Origin of the sequence: Brevibacterium sp. 1718 (assembly GCF_051131255.1) — a bacterium.
Taxonomy (GTDB): domain Bacteria; phylum Actinomycetota; class Actinomycetes; order Actinomycetales; family Brevibacteriaceae; genus Brevibacterium; species Brevibacterium sediminis.
Genome location: NZ_CP186550.1, coordinates 190729 through 208033 on the forward strand (window position 1 = coordinate 190729; position 17305 = coordinate 208033).

18 protein-coding genes are annotated in these 17305 nt (G+C 64.5%); 8 read left to right on the forward strand and 10 right to left on the reverse strand.

The genetic code is table 11. The features are described from left to right. Positions 1–25: 25 nt before the first annotated feature. Complete coding sequence (locus ACOZ9V_RS00835) at positions 26–802, forward strand: enoyl-CoA hydratase/isomerase family protein (protein ID WP_434592804.1); 777 nt, start codon at positions 26–28, stop codon at positions 800–802. On the opposite strand, the gene ACOZ9V_RS00840 is transcribed toward ACOZ9V_RS00835, so the two are convergent. The 5 genes from ACOZ9V_RS00840 to ACOZ9V_RS00860 all read right to left on the reverse strand — a co-directional run bounded on the left by ACOZ9V_RS00840 (position 799) and on the right by ACOZ9V_RS00860 (position 5783). Next, positions 799–1548 carry a TVP38/TMEM64 family protein gene (locus ACOZ9V_RS00840; protein WP_434592807.1) on the reverse strand — a complete coding sequence of 250 codons (750 nt, stop codon included), beginning with the start codon at positions 1546–1548 and terminating at the stop codon, positions 799–801. The two genes, ACOZ9V_RS00835 and ACOZ9V_RS00840, sit on opposite strands and share 4 nt — an antisense overlap. Before the next feature lie 45 nt (positions 1549–1593). Beyond that, positions 1594–2970, reverse strand: coding sequence for a S1C family serine protease (locus tag ACOZ9V_RS00845; protein WP_434592810.1), 1377 nt, complete (start codon positions 2968–2970; stop codon positions 1594–1596). 266 nt (positions 2971–3236) lie between these two features. After that, a complete protein-coding gene (locus tag ACOZ9V_RS00850) occupies positions 3237–3407 on the reverse strand; it encodes a hypothetical protein (protein ID WP_172172908.1) in 171 nt (56 codons plus the stop codon). Between the two features lie 15 nt (positions 3408–3422). After that, entirely contained in the window at positions 3423–4793 is a 1371-nt protein-coding gene (locus ACOZ9V_RS00855) for an L-lactate MFS transporter (protein ID WP_139467760.1), read from the reverse strand. 204 nt (positions 4794–4997) lie between these two features. Then, on the reverse strand, positions 4998–5783 hold the full coding sequence (locus tag ACOZ9V_RS00860; protein ID WP_434592815.1) for a SurA N-terminal domain-containing protein: 786 nt from the start codon (positions 5781–5783) through the stop codon (positions 4998–5000). A gap of 248 nt (positions 5784–6031) precedes the next feature. Between ACOZ9V_RS00860 and ACOZ9V_RS00865 the strand changes: the two genes are divergently transcribed. After that, complete coding sequence (locus tag ACOZ9V_RS00865) at positions 6032–6388, forward strand: VOC family protein (protein ID WP_139906545.1); 357 nt, start codon at positions 6032–6034, stop codon at positions 6386–6388. Here the strand turns inward: ACOZ9V_RS00865 and ACOZ9V_RS00870 are convergent. Next, positions 6369–7544 carry an epoxide hydrolase family protein gene (locus ACOZ9V_RS00870; protein ID WP_434592819.1) on the reverse strand — a complete coding sequence of 392 codons (1176 nt, stop codon included), beginning with the start codon at positions 7542–7544 and terminating at the stop codon, positions 6369–6371. The genes ACOZ9V_RS00865 and ACOZ9V_RS00870 overlap by 20 nt on opposite strands. Positions 7545–7608: 64 nt before the next feature. Then, a complete protein-coding gene (locus tag ACOZ9V_RS00875; protein WP_434592822.1) occupies positions 7609–8391 on the reverse strand; it encodes an NAD(P)H-dependent oxidoreductase in 783 nt (260 codons plus the stop codon). Between the two features lie 67 nt (positions 8392–8458). On the opposite strand from ACOZ9V_RS00875, the gene ACOZ9V_RS00880 reads away from it, so the two are divergent. Next, positions 8459–8794, forward strand: coding sequence for a winged helix-turn-helix transcriptional regulator (locus ACOZ9V_RS00880; protein WP_180987771.1), 336 nt, complete (start codon positions 8459–8461; stop codon positions 8792–8794). 56 nt (positions 8795–8850) lie between these two features. Here ACOZ9V_RS00880 and ACOZ9V_RS00885 read toward each other — a convergent pair whose 3' ends face one another. Further along, positions 8851–9408 (reverse strand): dihydrofolate reductase family protein, encoded by a 558-nt coding sequence (locus ACOZ9V_RS00885; protein ID WP_434592826.1) that lies wholly within the window; start codon positions 9406–9408, stop codon positions 8851–8853. A gap of 159 nt (positions 9409–9567) precedes the next feature. Here ACOZ9V_RS00885 and ACOZ9V_RS00890 point away from each other — a divergent pair, with 159 nt between their 5' ends. Then, the gene (locus tag ACOZ9V_RS00890; RefSeq protein WP_434592832.1) at positions 9568–10767 is read left to right on the forward strand and encodes a M20 metallopeptidase family protein; all 1200 of its coding nucleotides are present in this window, start codon (positions 9568–9570) and stop codon (positions 10765–10767) included. Between the two features lie 115 nt (positions 10768–10882). Here ACOZ9V_RS00890 and ACOZ9V_RS00895 read toward each other — a convergent pair whose 3' ends face one another. Both ACOZ9V_RS00895 and ACOZ9V_RS00900 read right to left on the reverse strand, forming a co-directional pair. Next, the gene (locus ACOZ9V_RS00895; RefSeq protein ID WP_434592834.1) at positions 10883–12625 is read right to left on the reverse strand and encodes a BCCT family transporter; all 1743 of its coding nucleotides are present in this window, start codon (positions 12623–12625) and stop codon (positions 10883–10885) included. Between the two features lie 74 nt (positions 12626–12699). Further along, complete coding sequence (locus ACOZ9V_RS00900; protein ID WP_139467767.1) at positions 12700–13662, reverse strand: flavin reductase; 963 nt, start codon at positions 13660–13662, stop codon at positions 12700–12702. A 142-nt stretch (positions 13663–13804) separates the two neighbouring features. Between ACOZ9V_RS00900 and ACOZ9V_RS00905 the strand changes: the two genes are divergently transcribed. The 4 genes from ACOZ9V_RS00905 to ACOZ9V_RS00920 are packed head-to-tail and all read left to right on the forward strand — an operon-like array spanning position 13805 to position 17303. Then, positions 13805–14515 carry an amino acid synthesis family protein gene (locus ACOZ9V_RS00905; RefSeq protein ID WP_139467768.1) on the forward strand — a complete coding sequence of 237 codons (711 nt, stop codon included), beginning with the start codon at positions 13805–13807 and terminating at the stop codon, positions 14513–14515. Continuing rightward, a complete protein-coding gene (locus ACOZ9V_RS00910; RefSeq protein WP_181271102.1) occupies positions 14512–15063 on the forward strand; it encodes an amino acid synthesis family protein in 552 nt (183 codons plus the stop codon). The genes ACOZ9V_RS00905 and ACOZ9V_RS00910 overlap by 4 nt, the downstream gene beginning before the upstream one ends. A 15-nt stretch (positions 15064–15078) precedes the next feature. Next, on the forward strand, positions 15079–15822 hold the full coding sequence (locus ACOZ9V_RS00915; protein ID WP_172172890.1) for an alpha/beta fold hydrolase: 744 nt from the start codon (positions 15079–15081) through the stop codon (positions 15820–15822). Further along, entirely contained in the window at positions 15822–17303 is a 1482-nt protein-coding gene (locus ACOZ9V_RS00920; RefSeq protein ID WP_259358149.1) for an aldehyde dehydrogenase, read from the forward strand. The genes ACOZ9V_RS00915 and ACOZ9V_RS00920 overlap by 1 nt, the downstream gene beginning before the upstream one ends. Positions 17304–17305: the final 2 nt, after the last annotated feature.

The following is a 17305-nucleotide window of genomic DNA, read 5'->3' on the forward strand; positions in this document are numbered from 1 at the left end:
TGACAGGACACGCAAAGGAGCATCCATGACCGAGATCCAACTGAAGAACCGCGGCCCGATCGCCGAGCTCGTCCTCGACGGACCGGAGTCCCGCAACGCCCTCGACGCGGACAACCTCCGCGATATCGCGGCCGCCGTGGCCAAGGTCGCCGAGGCGGTCCCGAACGTCCGCGTGCTCCTCATCCGCGGAGAGGGCAAGGTCTTCTGCTCCGGTCGCGACATCGCGAACATCGACGTCGAGACGGATGACGCCCACGCCTTCCTCGCCGAGATCTTCGCCCCCGTCTTCCAGGCGATCCGGGCGCTGCCGATCCCCGTGATCGCCCAGGTCCAGGGTGCTGCACTCGGGCTCGGGTACGGGGTCGCCGCGGCAGCCGACATCATCTTCGCCGCCGATGATGCGAAGTTCGGGTCCCCGTTCGCCGCAATCGGTGCAATGCTCGATTCCGGCGCCCACCACGTGTTCCTCGACCGGGTCGGCTATCACCGGACGATGGATCTCATCGTCACCGGTGATTTCATGACCGGCGCCGAGGCGGCCGCCGCCGGGATCGTCTCCCGTGCGGTCCCCGCCGCGGAACTGACCGACTTCGTCGAATCGAAGCTGGAGAAGATCGTCACCGGACCGGCCGAGGCCTTCGCGATGGAGAAGGGCTTCGTGCAGAAGCTCGCCGACGAACGCCCGAACCTCGCCGAGGTGCTCGCCCAAGAAGCGGCCCTGCAGGAATCGGCGCGGCAGACCCCGGACTACGCCGAAGGGTTCACGGCGTTCCAGGAGCGTCGAAAGCCGAACTTCGACTAAGACTCAGGAAGTTCAGGCGTCTCTGCCTGTGCGTGTTCGGCGTCTCGGGTGCGCTTCCACCGGCGCATCGTGATGATCGTCAGCGTGATGACCAAAGCCCAGGAGATGCCCACGCCGATGCCGTTGAGGACATTCGGCTCCCCGATGAAGGCGCCGACGGCCACGAGGGAGAGCTGACCCGGCAGGGACGAGATGATGGTGGCGCTGAGGAATGTGCGGTTGTCGATGCCCAGTGCTCCGCTGCCGTAGTTGACCGGCCAATACGGGAACCCGGGCATGAGGCGCAGGGCGCACACTGCGTAGAAGCCGCCGCCGGTGAGCTTGGATTCGATCGTCTCGGCATGGGAGCCGAGCAGCCGCAGCACAGTGTCCCGGCCGAGCGCCCGAGCGATCCAGTAGCCGATCCAGCAGCCCGCGACGACTCCGACCATCGACAGAATGGTGCCGAACGGCAGCCCGTAGATGAGTCCTCCGGCGGTGGCCATGATCGTCACGGGGATCGGGGTGGCGGCGACGGCCATATAGATGAGGACGAAGACGGCGAAGCCCCAGAATCCGGCGGCCGCGATATCGGCCTGCAGCACATCGACCGAGGGCAGACGAACATTGAAGACCGCCCATACTCCGGCCAGAACGACGAGGGCGAGAGCGATATTGCGCAGGATCGTCGGCCAGTCGAGGCGCCCATGGCCCGACCGGGGGCGGTGCGACCACTCCGCGGGCGAGGCGTCTTCGTGTCCGGGCATGGCCCGATCTTACGTCTCGCCCGGGGTGGTTGGGCAATCTCCGGCTCAGGCTGCGGGGCCCTCGGTCAGAGTCACCTTCGCGCTGTGTGTCTGACCGTTGGCGTCCGTCCAACTCAGCGACACGGTGTCACCGGGCTTGTGCTCGGCGATGGCCTCCGACAGTGCGGTGCCGTCGGTGATCTGGGTCGAGCCGATCCGGGTGATCGTGTCTCCGGCGGTCAGTCCCGCCTCAGCGGCGGGGGTGTCCTCATAGACCCCGGCGACGACAGCTCCTGCGGCCTGAGACGACGAGCCCGACTGGCTTGGCTGACCTGACTGGCCGTTCGAACTGCCGTCTCCTGGCTGGATCGACTGGCTGCCCTGGCCCGACTGGCTCGACTGCCCGTTCTGCGAATCCTGTTGGACCCCGATGCCGAGGAACGCCGGATAGCCGAGGGTGTTCGTGCTCGTCTGCTCGCCGTCGATGATCGACTCGGCCGTGGACAGCGCCGATTCGATCGGGATGGCGAAGCCGGTGACCGTGGCCGATCCCGACGAGGCCGCGGTATTCATGCCGACGACCTCGCCTTCGTCATCGAGCAGGGCCCCACCCGAATCGCCCGAGACGATATCGGCCTGGACCTGGATCATATTGTTCAGCGTCTCCGAATCCTCGGAGCCCTGAGCGGTGGTGGTGACGGAGGCGCCGAGGTCGGTGACCGTGCCGTCGGCGGCCTGCAGCTGTCCCTGTCCCTCGGAATTGCCGACGGCGGTGACGTCGTCACCGACCGTGACCGAGTCGTCATCGACCGTGGCCGGCTGCAGGTCCGAGGCGCCCTTGAGCTGGAGCACGGCGACGTCCTCCGTCGAATCGGAGCCGACGACGGAGGCCTCGTAGGTCTTGCCGGTGGTGGCTACGGTGACGGAGATCTTCGTCGAATCGGCGATGACGTGGTTGTTCGTCAGCACGAGACCGTCCTTGCTCAGCACGATGCCGGTGCCGGCCGCCTCGGCGTTCTCATAGCCGAGCTCGGTGTCGATGAGGACGACTCCCGTGGATTCCTCGGTGCTGGCAGGCGATGCGTCTTGCTGACTCGAGCCGTCGGAACCCTGGCCGGTGTCCGGCGACTGTGCATTCCCGCCGGGCGCGGTGCCGTTGCCCGGGGTGATGCCGTTGGAGCCGTCCTGACCGCCATTGCCCTGTCCGGGGCCGGATGACTGACCGCCTTCCTGGCCGGGATCTGTCGGCTGTCCGGTGAAGGGGATCGCGGACTGGGAGGCCGCGATGGTGGAGGCGTGGGACGCCGCGACGGCCGGCAGGCTCGCAGCCGTGCCGACGGTCAGTGCCAATGCCGCTGCTGCGGCGGTGACCGCCATTGCCAGGCGGCGCCGAGGGTGGCTGTGGTCGGTGTGTCCGGACCTCGTGCGCCTGTTCTCGTTCATGGTCTGTGCCTTTCTCTGCTGTGTGGGAGTGCGTGATGACTCCCATTCAGCACCTGGACACTGTGGCCAGGCTGTGGCGCAGCTGGAGCGGGGCTTCGACTTCGTCAGGCGAGAGCTGGGAGGTCCGGACCGGGGCATGAATGCGCCGATCCCCGCGGAGCTGAACTCAGCTCCGCGGGGATCGGCGGGGTGACAGCTGCGGCAGGGCAGCCTCGGCGATGTGACGGTGGGGAACCGCCTTGGCGGGGATCCTGTCTGAGGGAGTCTCAGCCGGTGAAGATCGCGACGGCCTTGACCACGGTCAGGGACAGGCCCCAGAGGAGGCCGCCGACCACGACGACGGTGAGGACGGAGCCGACGGCCTTGTAGGCGCCGCCGACGGGGGACTGCGGCGATCCGGAGTCGGGGACGTGGGCGACGGGGGTGGAATCGTTCATGATCTGACCCTTCCTTCAGTTCTCTTCGAGGGCGGCGGCCTGCTTGGCGGCGACGTCCTCTTCGCGTTCGAAGTATTTTTCGCTGACCGGACGGACGAGCACATTGGCGATGAAGCCGATGACCAGTGCACCGACCATGATGAACATTCCCGGAGTGTAGAGCTCGGGGCCTTCCTTGCCTGCCGCCTCGCCGGCCTCGACGACGGAGTTGACGATGAGCGGACCGGCCACACCGGCCGCCGACCAGGCGGTGAGCAGGGCGCCGTGGATGGCTCCGACCTGGTAGACGCCGAAGAGGTCCTTGAGGTAGGCGGGGATCGTGGCGAAGCCGCCGCCGTAGAAGGAGATGATGATGAGGGTGGCCAGCACGAAGAGGAAGATCGAGCCGCCGCCGAAGAGGGCGACGACGAGGTAGAGGATCGCACCGACGCCGAGGTACATCATGTAGTTGTTCTTCCGACCCAGGTAGTCCGAGGTCGTCGACCAGATGAATCGGCCGCCCATATTACCGATCGAGAGCAGACCGACGAAGCCGGCCGCTGCGGCCGCGGTGATGCCGAAGTAGGACTGGATCATCGGGGCGGCGTTCTCGAGGATGCCGATGCCCGCGGTGACGTTGAGGAACAGGACGACCCACAGCAGCCAGAACTGCGGTGTGCGGATGGCATTGCGGACCGAGACGTTGCCCTTCGTCTGCATCGGCTTCGCCTTGACCTTCGAGGGGTCGAAGCCCTTCGGGGTCCATTCGGGGTGGGGGACGCGGATGACGAAGGCACCGGCGGCGATGACGACGGCATAGACGATGCCGAGGGTGACGAAGGTCGGGGTCAGACCGGCGACGAGGTGTTCCGGGTCGGAGCCGCCGCCGAAGAGGGCCATGAGCTGGTTCGACATCGGGCTGGCGATGAGGGCACCGCCGCCGAAGCCCATGATGGCCAGTCCCGTGGCCAGGCCCGGACGGTCAGGGAACCATTTCATCAGGGTCGAGACCGGGGAGATGTAGCCGATGCCCAGACCGATTCCGCCGATGACTCCGTAGCCGAGGTAGACCAGCCACAGCTGCCCGGTCATGATGCCGAGCGAGGCGATGAAGAAGCCGACGACCCAGCAGGTTCCGGCGGCAACCATCGAGGCGCGGGGGCCGTTCTTCTCCACCCAGGGGCCGAAGACGGCAGAGGAGATGCCGAGCATGAGAATCGCGATCGAGAAGATCCAGCCGATCGAGACCTCACCGGCGTCGAAGTGCGACATGAAGGGGATCTTGAAGACGCTGAATGCGTAGACCTGGCCGATGCACAGGTGGATGGCCAGAGCGGCCGGTGGGATCAGCCACCGGTTGAAGTTCTTCGGCGCGACGATCGCCGAGCGCGTGAGAATGGAAGCCACGGGAAGTCCTTTTCTGCAGTGGAACTCGTGTCACCGTCGACACCGGTCAGCGGACGGCAGGTGCGGCCGGCGGTCAGTTGACCGACCGGAGAGTCCACCTCAGAGTAAGTTCCACACAAGAGAAATGCGAGGAACACTCAGCATTTTCTTGAGAAAAGGCGGCAATTTCTTGCCAAGTGGGATGTCGTCCGTGGCTCTCGGGGCTCAGAGGCGGATCGTGACGTCGGCCTGCTTACGCAGCTTCTTCGCGAATTTCTGCGTCGCTTCCTGAGACTTCTGGTTCTTCACCTGTTCCTTGAGCTGGGGACGCATGTCCTCGATCGGCGGCATCTCCTGCTGGCCCTGGCCGCCCTGCTGCGCCATCTGCTCCTGCTGGGACTTCGCCTGTTCGTAGGCCTGCCCGATCTCTTCGCCGCTGACCTCGAACTCACCGTATTCGTCCTCGACGAGGCCCTCGATCTTCAGCTGGTTCTTCAGCTCCGAGCGGACGTTCTCCTCGTCCATGCCCTGGTCCTTCATGGCTTTGAGGAAGTCCTTCTCGCTCATCTGTCCCGATTTCGCGGATTCCTTGAGCCCCTTGTCGATGTCCTTGTCCGAGACGTCGATATTGCGCTTGTCGGCTTCCTGGACGAGCACTTCGGTGCTCACAAGGTTCTCGACCGTCTGCTTCTTCAGGCCCTTCTCATCGACCGGCTGACCGGACTGCTGAGCCTGCATCTGCATCTGCTGATACTGGGTTTCGAAGAGGGGAACGAAGTCGTCCTTGAGGATCTTCTCACCGTTGACCTCGGCGACGACCTTCGGAATATCCTTCGTGTTCGGTTTGCCCTGCTGGCCCTGTTGGTCTTGAGCAGAGTCGGCGCCGGGGGACTGTTCGGCCGCGGCCGAGGACTCCTTCGGCTTTGCTTCGTCGCCCTGACTTCCGCAGGCGGCCAACGCCACCACGGATACGGACATGGCCAGGCCCAGCAGCCACCGGTTCGTTCGCACATTCACTCCTGCTCATCGGTTTCAGCCTGCCAGGCTAACAGTGCCGACTCCCCGAAGAATGTGTGGAGTATGTACGTCGCTTGGTAAGGACGATTGCGGTCGGCAGGATCGGGGAGGTCCCGGGTGTTCTCTGTTCGTCTCGGATTCGTCGTTAAGGCACTGACGGTCGGCCGCCTCGGCGGATACACTGCGGCTACCGGAATCGTACGGAGCACGGTCCGTGCCATCCGCAGCGAAGGGAGTTGGCCATGGAATCGACGTTTCGCGGAGTGTTCCTCACCTGCACAGACGCCGAGGCGACCGCCGCCTTCTATCGCGAGATCGCGGGGCTGCCGCTGACGACCGAGGGCGATGAGGAGTACTCCTACTTCGTCGTCGAGGCCGGGGGAGTGCAGGTGGCTCTGCACTCGGCCGAGGCGTTCGCCGACTATGCGTTCCCGCCGGTGACGGAGTCGAATCTCACGCACCTGTACTTCCGGATCCCGGATCAGGCGGAGTTCCTCGAACGGATCAAGAACGCGGGCACTCCGCTCGTGGCGGTCGACGATGTCGTCGTCACGGTCGAGGACCCCGACGGCCGGAAAGTCATGTTCGGCACGGCGTGAGGATTGCCGACAGACCGGCCCTGAGGTCAGCGAGGAAATCGTGCGGTGCTTCGAGGGACGGAAAATGTCCGCCTTTCGGGGCCGCCTGCCAGCGGACGATGCGCCGGTAGCGCTGCTGTGACAATGCGCGCGGATACCTTTCGATATCGCAGGGGTACATCGTGATAGCCGTGGGAACGTCGACGCGCAGATCGGGGTCGAGGGAGTCGTGGCTTTCGAAGTAGATGCGCGCCGAGGAGGCACCGGTGCGCATCAGCCAATACAGAGAGACGTTGTCGAGCAGTCGGTCCCGTGAGATCGTTTCGAAGGGGCTGTCGCGGGTGTCCGTCCATTCGGCGAACTTGTCGAGGATCCACGCCAGCTGGCCGACAGGTGAGTCGACGAGGGCGTAGCCGATGGTCTGTGGTCGGGTGGCCTGCTGATGGGCATACGCTGCCCGATTGGCCCAGAAGTCTTCAGCGTCCACGGCCCATGCGCGCTCGCCTGCTGTCAGCTCATCGAGTGATGCACCGGGAATGCCGGGTGCATAAGTGGTGTGGATGCCGATGAGGTGATCGGGGAAGCGTCCGCCGAGGATCGTGGTGATCACCCCTCCCCAGTCACCGCCGAAGGCTGCGAAGCGGTCGTAACCGAGCCTGCTCATGAGCGTCACCCAGGCTTCGGCGATCTTCTCCGTCGACCAGCCGGTGCTGCTCGGCTTGTCGCTGAATCCGAAACCCGGCAGTGAGGGAACGACGCAGTGGAACGCCGGTGCCTCGGGATCGGTCGGTTCGGCTAGTTCGTCGATGACGTCGACGTATTCGGCGATGCTGCCGGGCCACCCATGGGTGAGGACCAACGGGGTTGCGTTGGGTCGCGAGGACCGGCGGTGGAGGAAGTGGATTCCGAGTCCGTCGATGACGGTGCGGAACTGGCCGATCTCGTTGAGCCGAGTCTCGAAGTTTCGCCACGAATAGTCGGTTCGCCAGTAGTCCACGAGGTCGACGAGGTCGGTGAGCGGGACACCCTGGGACCACCGGCCAGGTCCCGGTGCCGGTATCTGGCTCGCGACGGTCTCTGCTTCGGGCAGGCGGGCAGTGGCGAGTCTGCGGTTGAGGTCATCGATTTCGGACTGCGGGAGGTGGAGGTCGAAGGGTTCGACGGCACTTGTGCTCATGGGTTCGGTGGGCCTTTCGATAGTGCGGCGTACGACGGGCTGCGGATCTGTATTGAGCGTCCGGTCAGCAGACGGTGTGGATCCGCAGCCCGTGCTCTCCGGGGCACAGGTGGGGCGCGAGTTCCCAGTCAGGTGTGTACTCGCCGGTGAACTGCGGCCGGTAGGGGATCGTCGGGGCAGTGAAGAGCTCGCTGAGGCGGTCGGTGAGGCGGGTGCGGATCGGTGTGAAGTCGTCGATGCGGTCGGCGCTGGGAATGGCGAACGGTTCGAGCACGCTCATGCCGGTGTAGGCGAAGGTCCCGTGCAGGAGGCCGAAGAGGAGTTCGTTGAGCTCGCCGGACTTCCCGCGGGGGCCGATGGCGTGCGGGCGATCTCCGAGGGTGGTGATGACGAATGCGCGTTTGCCGGTGAATGGGCCCTGTTCGAAGCGGAGCCGTCGTCCCGTGTTTTCGTCGGTGCCGAAGGCGAAGCCGCTGACGAAGACTCGGTCGAACCAGCCTTTGAGAATTGCCGGCATCCCGTACCACCACAGCGGGAACTGAATGACGAGCGCATCTGCCCGTCGCAGCTTCTCCTGCTCGCGGACGATCGCGTCAGGTTGGGCGCCGGTGAGGTGCGCAGTGCGGGTGTCGGCACTGATGCGGAACCGATCCGATGAGGGGATGCCGGCATCGCGAGGGCGAAGCACCGGGTCCCATTCCATGGCATAGAGATCGGATTCGAAGACGGTGTGGCCGAGTGTGCGCAGATGCTCGATTCCGATCGTGCGCAAGCTTCCGTTGAGCGAGCGTGGTTCGGGGTGGGCGCTCAGCCAGAGGACTGTCGAACGTGTGTCGTCGTATTGCATGTCTACATCGTGGACTCTTAGAGTACAAGCGTCTAGTACGGACATTTCTGTCCCTATGGAGGTGCATATGCGGTTGCCGGTCCGTCGCGCGATGGAGGTGTGCCCGGTCGAGGTGGCGGTCTCGGCGGTCGGCGGCACCTGGAAGCTCACTGTCATCAAGCATCTGCTCGAGGGAACTCGCCGATTCAACGAACTCGGGCGACTGGTGCCTTTGGCGAACACGAAGACTCTCACCAGGCAGCTGCGCGAGCTCGAAGAGGACGGCCTGGTTCTGCGCACTGTATATCCGGAAGTGCCGCCGCGCGTCGAGTACTCACTGACCGATCTGGGACGCAGTCTTCAGCCGATCGTCGAGGCGATGAACGAGTGGGGCAAGGACTTCGAACGCACTCACGCGGACTGAAGACAGGGGCAAGTGCCGTCCGCGGGCTCTGGCGCTCGGTCCTGCCGTATGGTGCTTCAGGCGCTCGGCTCGTAGGCCGAGTAGGTGATGCCGCTCGGGAAGGACTTCGCATCGATGAGCTTGAGGCGCGGCGGTCTGGCCGAGTGCGCGCCGTCGTGAAAGTAACCGCGTCCGCGACCCTGCCATACCGGATAGGTGAACATCCGATACTCATCGACGAGTCCCTCCGCGATGAGGTCGTGGGCCAGGGTGATGCTGCCGGTGACGATGACATCGCGTCCCGGTGCCTCGCGCAGGTCAGCGAACGCGCGCAGCGGATCGGAGCTGATGATCTGTGTGTTCTGCCAGCCCGGTTCGGTCAACGTCGAAGACACGACGCGTTTGTCGACCTGATTGAGGTGGTCCGCGACTCCGGTGGTGTCATCGGTGGCGTTCGGCCAATAGCCGCGGAAGTCCTCGAAGGTCTGCCGACCGAGCAGCAGCACGTCCTCGTTCGCGGATTGCCGCATGAGTTCGGCCGAGAGCTCTTCGTCCTGGGCCTGCGGATCGAACCAGTCGTCGAGCATCTCGACACGACCGTCGAGGGTGATGTTCTGAGTGATGATGATGCGCACGCTCGGTCTCCTCGTTGAGTGACGTGGGTAATCAACACTACTTGCCCGTGTAGACCGGCAACAAGGGTGCGTTGACCACCGGAGGGAATAGATTGGTAACAGCAGCCGACCGGAACCGGTCGAACCGAACCGCACGCCACCCACACGATGAGGAGCCCCATGACCACCCCAGATTTCCGCACCGAAGCTCAGGGCCACCTCGGCGATCTCATTTCCCTGCGACGGAAGCTGCACGCGAACCCCGAACTGGGATTCGACCTTCCTTTCACGCAGCGGACGGTGCTCGATGAGCTCGCCGGGCTGGGACTTGAGATCACCACGGGGGAGTCGCTCACCTCGGTGGTGGCCGTCCTCAAGGGCGGGAAACCCGGGCCCGCGGTGCTGCTGCGCGGCGACATGGACGCGCTGCCGGTCGTCGAGGACACCGGCCTCGACTTCGCCTCTGAGAACGGGAACATGCACGCGTGCGGTCACGACCTGCACACGGCGGGGCTTGTCGGCGCCGCACGCTTGCTCGCCGCTCACCGCGAGGAGATCCCCGGATCGATCATCTTCATGTTCCAGCCCGCCGAGGAGGTCGAAGGCGGGGCCGAGCCGATGATCGCCGAGGGCGTGCTCGAAGCCGCCGGTGTCCCGGTCGTCGCGGCCTACGGCATCCACGTCGAAGCCGACGTTCGAGGTCGCTTCACGACGAAGGGCGGGCCGCTCATGGCCGGCTTCGCCGACCTCAACCTGACCATCCACGGGGCGGGCGGACACAGCAGTCAACCGCAGGCGACCCGCGACCCCGTGCCGGCGCTCGCCGAGGTGGTGCTGGCCCTGAATACGATGACCGGTCGGTCCTTCGACATCTTCGATCCCGTCGTCGTCTCGGTCACTCAGCTCGAAGCTGCGCAGGCCAGCAACGTCATCCCGGACTCGGCGAAGCTCACGGCCTCCATCCGCTTCCTCTCCGCCGAGTCTGTGGCCCTGCTGCAGGAGCGGGTGACGGAGATCGCCGAGAACATCGCCCGGGCTCACCGCTGCACCGCCGAGGTGGACTTCCAAGTGGGATTCCCCGTGACCGTCAATAACCCCGCCGAGTCGACGGTCGTGCTCGAGCGACTGGGCTCAGTATTCGGGTCCGAGCGGGTCGTCGAGATGGAATATCCGCGGATGGGGTCGGAGGACTTCTCCTTCGTCTTGCAGAAGGTGCCGGGTACCTTCGTGTTCCTGGGCGCGACGCCCGAGGGCATCGACCCGGACGCCGAGACGAACCACTCACCCAGGGTGGTCTTCGACGACGGTCTGCTCGGCGATCAGGCCGCGGCGCTCGCCCACTTGGCATTCGCGCGGCTGAAAGATGAGGAGAAGCGCTGACACCTCTGGCACAAAACAGTGGTCGCAATCGGATACTCAGGAGGTCGTCCTGAAAGTATCCGATTGCGACCACTGTTCGAGATTCCGTCTGAGGCGGTGGAGTCTGCCAGCGGGGTCAGTCGGCGGCGGGTGCCGGCTTGACGGTGGTGTCATCGATATCAACGGACTCATCGCCGCGCGTGCCTGTCCCGCCAGTTTCGAGGTCCCGGCGCCGCACCGTGCGGTACGCATCCATCGTCTGATCCTCGTGCAGCGTTTTGACGATGCAGTAGCCGAGCAGCGCCACGATGACCGCGAACGGCAGGGCGGAGAGCATCGCCGCTTGCTGCAGTGCCGCGAGTCCTCCGGCGAAGAAGAGGACCATCGCCGATGTTCCCGTGAGCGCACCCCAGACGGCGAGCACCCATCGGCTCGGCTCGAGCGTGCCGCGAGACGTGAGCATGCTGAGCACGAATGTGTTCGCATCCGCACCCGAGACGAAGTAGAGGACGACGAGAAGAATCGCGATCACCGAGGTGAGGCCCACCCAGGGCAGATGTTCGAGGGTCTCGAAGAACGCCGAGTTCACATCTTCGGCCGCTGCCGCGCCGATCCCGCCATCACCGTCCATGTCGATCTTGATCGCGGTGCCTCCGAAGATCGTGAACCAGACGAAGAAGACAAGACTGGGAATGCCCATGACGCCGAGGACGAATTCGCGGACGGTCCGCCCCTTCGAGATCTTCGCGAGGAAGACGCCGACGAAAGCGCCCCAGCTCAGCCACCAGGCCATCATGAAGTAGGTCCAGTACTGGTACCACTCGACGTCACCGGAGACCAGCGGAGTGAGCAGGCTGACCTTGAAGAAGTCGTTGAGGTACTCACCCGTCGAGCGGAAGAAGAGGTTTCCGATGAACCCGGTCGGCCCGACGATGAGGACGAAGAGGCCGAGGAAGATCGAGAGCACGGCGGTCGTCTGGCTGAGGAACTTGATCCCGCGGTTGACTCCCGAGAGTGCCGAGAGCGTGAAGACCACCGTGATGCCGAGGATGATGATGATCTGAACGAAGAGCTCGTTCGGGATTCCGAAGACTCGGTTGAGGCCCTCGCTGATCTGAGAGGCACCGAGGCCGAGCGACGTGGTCGTGCCGAACAGCGTGGCGATGACGGCGAGGATGTCGATGACATTTCCCAGCCAGCCGTCCATTGCCTTGCCGAACAGTGGCCGCAGCATCGGGGAGATCAGTCCGGTGTTGCCGCGCCGGTGAGTCGAGTAAGCGATGGCGAGGCCGAAGACTCCGAACACGGCCCAGGCATGCGGTCCCCAGTCGAAGTAGGAGAACTGCAGAGCACGTACGGCGGCTTCGTTGGTGCCGGGGTCGGCGAGCCCATGCGGCGGGGTGGTGAAGTGGGTGATCGGTTCGGCCACACCGTAGCTGATGAGGCCGATGCCCATCACCGCGGAGAGAATCATCGTCAGCCAGGCCCAGGTGCTGTATTCGGGACGGTCATCATCGGCACCGAGGCGGACCCGGCCGAAACGACCGAAACCGAGATAGACGAGGAGGCCGATGCACCCGAGAGTGAGGACGAGATAGACCCATCCCACCTTCGCTGCGACAGCATCCATGGCAGTGGTCATCGCCGCAGCCATGCCGTCGGGAGAGAGGACTCCCCACAACGTGAATGTGCCGACACCGAGGATCGAGATCCAGAAGACGCGTCCAGGTCGGTGCCGCATGGAATCGGCATAGCGTACGGCCGGGCTCGGCCCGGTCAGAGAGTCGAGACCGCTGCCGGGCAGCTGTGCGCGGCGGTGTCCGCTCCGTTCCCCACTGTCATCGTCAACGTTGGGGTCATGGTCGGGTTCGGAATACATCAGGACTCCACTTCTTCGTGTGTCGTAGGGAGAGGGGTTCGGGCGGTATCGGAGTTCGCCAGGGCGGGGCGAGATCAGTTGAGAGAGGTGAGATCTTCGCTGTCGAAGAAGCGACCGGCTTTGTAGATCATCGGCTCGTCCTCGGACGCCTCGGCACTGCGGACACGTCCGATGAAGACCGTGTGGGTCAGCGCTTGGAAGCGCTCCTTGATCTCGACTTCGATCGATGCTGCTGAGCCGTCGATGAGTGGAGAGCCGCTGGCTCCCTTGTGCCAGTCGAGCTCGGCGAACTTGTCTGCGGCTTTGGACGCGAACGTGCCGATGGTGTCCCGCTGATTCCGGCTCATGATGTTGATGCCCATGTGCGTTGAGCGGAAGAGCGCGGGATACGTCGACGAGGTCTTCTGTACGCAGACGAGCACGAGCGGCGGGTCGAGAGAGACCGAATTGTAGGAGTTGACCGCGAGGCCGCGCGGCTTGCCGTCCTCGTCTGTGGTGGTGACGACGGTGACGCCGGTGATGAACTGACGGTTGAAGGCCTTGAGGGCATCGGCCGAGGGCTCTCCGGAGAGGTCATCGGTGACGACTTCGGGTTGAGCCTCGAATGCCGAGGACAGGGACTTCAGGCCCAGATCGGCCAGGAGCTCGTGGGCATCCCAGGTGACCTCTTCGCGGGCGATCCGGCCCTCTTCGAGGCGGATGAGATTGGAACCGTGCGTCGTCACCGGCTGTCCTGTGGGCGGAACGTCGTTGAGCGGCTGGGTGAAAGTGCCCTCCGAGTGCCAGTAGATCGCGCCCTGGTCGCCTTCGATGAGGATGTGGTCGATCGTCGTTGTGAGGTCGGGGAAGGCGGCGCGGATCTCATTGATCTCGGCCTTCGTCTCCTCGGCGGTCATGGTCCGACCGGAGTTGGCTGACACTCGCTGGTAGTCGTCGGTGAAGAGCGAATCGAGCGCATCGGTGCGCCCGCTGTCCCAGGCCTCGTGCCACACTGCGCGGATTTCTGTCTTGAGCTGTTCAATCGTGATCTGTTGCATGCTAGATAGCGTAGATAGAGTGTGATGCATTCGTCAATAGATCGTGAAAAACTCGTAAAACGCGCAATCTAAGAGAGCTATTGACATGCTTCGATGCATGCAAGTAGATTCCTTGTATGCAACAAACTCGAGAGAAGGACGCATGACAACCACCCCGACACGGCTGCAGAAGCCGGGCCTCGGAGCACAGAAGCCCAGCCTCGATCGATTGAATGATTTCGATGAGCTGCCGGCTGATTTCGACGAGCTCGCCTGGCGTCTAGGTGTCCGATCGATCACCGTGCAGCGTGAAGAGATCATCGCCGACGGCGGAGCCTCGCCGGATGCCCCGTTGACGCAGGCGGCCGCCATCGCCGTGCTCGCCAATCCCTGGGCGGGCACGGACACGCAGGCCGATCTGGCGCCGGCTGCCGAACAGGTTGCACCGGTGCTCGCAAAAGTGCTCACCGACAGACTGCTTGACGCGCTCGGGCCGGCTTCTGCGATCGAGGCCTTCGGCAAGGGTGCCGTCGTCGGTGTCGATGGAGAACTTGAGCACGCTGGGGCTCTCATCCACACTCCGTACTTCGGCAATATCATGCGAGAGATGCTTGAAGGCACTTCTGTTCTCTGCTTCGCCGACGGTCGATCGGGTCCTTCGGCATCGATCAGGGTGCCGATGTGGCACAAGACCCACGCCACCTCGCGAGACCACTATCAGACCATCGACCTGCGACTCACAGATGCTCCGAAGGCTGACGAACTCTGTGTGATTGCGGCGGCCTCAACGGGGCCGAGGCCCTTCGCCCGCATCGGCGACCGTCGCACCGACGGTGCTGTGACCACCGAAATCCTGAAAGGACTGACGAAATGAATATTCGCAAGATCACGACGGTGACCGAAGAGATCCTGGCCGAAGGCGGACGGCGAACGGACCCCGTCATCACTGTGGCTGCCGTGGCGGCAGTCATCGAGAACCCTTGGCATGGGCAGGGCTTCGTTGAGGACCTCGGCTCGGGAATCGACGCGACGGCGAGCGAACTCGGCGCTGTTCTCGCTCCACGGGTCATGGAGGCTCTGGGCGGCACGCTCGAGGCCTATGGCAAGGCCGCGATCGTCGGACTCTCGGGAGAGATCGAGCACGGTTCGGCACTCATCCACACCCTCAAGTTCGGCAACCACTTCCGCGACGCCGCGCAGGCCTCGACTCTTCTGCCGGCTGTGGAGAAGCGCGGCGAGGCCGGAGCTGTCTTCGACATCCCTCTGAAGCACTTCACCGACGCGACGATCCGGTCTCACCACCAGACCTTCGAGTGGAGAGTCGCGGACGCTCCGCACCCCGGCGAGATCCTCATTGCACTCGCGGGCTCCACCGGCGGTCGCCCGCAGCAGCGACTCGCTTCGCTCTCGACCGAGCAGTAGGAAGCGAGACGGACGATGCCGACAGACGATGAAGTCCCGGTCGTGCTGCTCCACGGGGTCGGTCTCGACCGCACGGTATGGTCACGGGTCGAAGCACTGCTGTCCAGGACCGCCTCGGCGATCGACCTGCCCGGACACGGTGCGCAGCCGCCGCTGACCGGCCCCACGGACCTGGCGGCGATGGCATCTGATGTGCTCGCACGGATGCCGGCCGGTCAAGTGCACCTCGTGGGGTTCTCCCTCGGCTCGCTCGTCGCCCAGCAGATCGCGATCGAGGAGCCGACGCGCGTGCGCAGCCTCACCTGCGTGAGCTCCGTCTGCGCTCGCACGCAGGAGGAATCTGCTGCAGTGCAGGGGCGACTCGAAGGAGCGGAGTCGGACTTCCGCGGCAGCATGGAACGAGCACTCGACCGATGGTTCCCGGAAGATGAGGGAGATTCCGAAACGCTGCGGGACGAGACGCGGCCTGTGCTTCTGGCCAACGACCCCGATTCCTACCGCCACGCCTATGCCGTCTTCGCGGCGGGCGACCGGGAGCTCGAATCGAAGCTGAATGCGATCAGCTCACCGACCTTGGCGATCACCGGCGAACTCGACCCGGGATCGACTCCGGAGATGAGCGAGAGGATCGCGAACCGGATTCCGGACACACGGGTCGCGATCGTCTCCGGCGCACGCCACATGCTGCCCGTCACCCATCCCGAGGTGCTCACCGATCACCTCCGCGCCCTGATCAACCACACAGAAGGGAGTCGATGATGACTACGCGACTCGACCATTTCATCGGAGGGGAGCACCGCGCACCCGCCGACGGGGAATACCTCGAGAGCACGAACCCTGCGACCCTTGAGACGCTCTACAGCTTCGCTCGCGGCACAGGCGCCGATATCGCGCAGGCAGTCGAGGCCGCGCAGCGAGCCTTCGACTCCACCGCTTGGCAACGGACCACGCCGACGCAGCGAGGGCACCTGCTGCGCCGATTCGGCGACCTCATCGGGCAGAACGCCGAGGAGCTCGCCCGTTTCGAGAGTCAGGACAACGGCAAGCTCCTGCGCGAGATGAAGGGGCAGCTGCAGGGCCTGCCCGAATACCTCTACTACTATGCGGGACTGGCCGATAAGGTGCAGGGATCGCAGATCCCGACGAATTCGCCCGAAGTCATCAATTTCACTCAGCGGGAGGCGCTCGGCGTCGTCGGACTCATCACGCCGTGGAATTCGCCGATGACCTTGACGATCTCGAAGCTCGCACCGGCGCTGGCGGCGGGCAACACGACGGTCATCAAGCCGAGCGAATACACCTCGCGAACGATTCTGCGCCTGGCCGAACTTGCGGACGAGGCCGGTTTCCCCGCCGGCGCCGTCAACGTCGTCACCGGCCTCGGCGCCGAGGCGGGACAGGCCCTCGTCGACGCACCGCAGCTGGCGAAGATCTCATTCACCGGCTCGACCCGGACGGGTTCGGCCATCGCCAAGTCCGCGGCCGGCCGCTTCATCGGATCGACGCTCGAATTGGGTGGAAAGTCTCCGAACATCGTCTTCGACGATGCGAACGTGTCCAATGCGGCGATGGGCGTCATCGCCGGCATCTTCGCCGCAGCCGGACAGACCTGCATCGCCGGGTCTCGAGTCTTCGTCCAGCGCGGGGTCTACGACGAACTCCTCGAAAAGGTCACCGCTCGGGCGGCATCGATCGTCATCGGCGATCCCATGGCCGAGGACACCGAGCTCGGACCGCTCGCCTTCGCGGCTCAGCGGGACAAGGTCGAGGAATACGTCCGCCTCGGCGAGGAAGAAGGCGGACAGATCGCCTACGGGGGCAATCGTCCCGATGTCGGTCTGCCCGGGTACTTCTTCGAACCGACCGTTCTCACGGAGACGACGAACGATATGCGCATCTGCCAGGAGGAGATCTTCGGGCCGGTCGCCGCGATCATGCCCTTCGACACCGAGGACGAGGTCCTCGGGCTGGCCAACGACACCGAATACGGACTGGCGGCCGGGGTGTGGACGCAGAACCTCGCCCGCGGGATGCGGATGTCGCAGCGACTCGATGCTGGCACCGTGTGGATCAACATGTATCGGGCGATGTCGCCGATGTCTCCTCGGCAGGGTTTCAAGAACTCCGGGGTCGGGGTCGAACACGGTCTCGAGTCGATGCACGAGTACACCAGGCTCAAGAGCGTATGGATCAACACCGACGAAGGGCCGGTCGCAGATCCCTTCGTGCTGGGAAGGTGAGA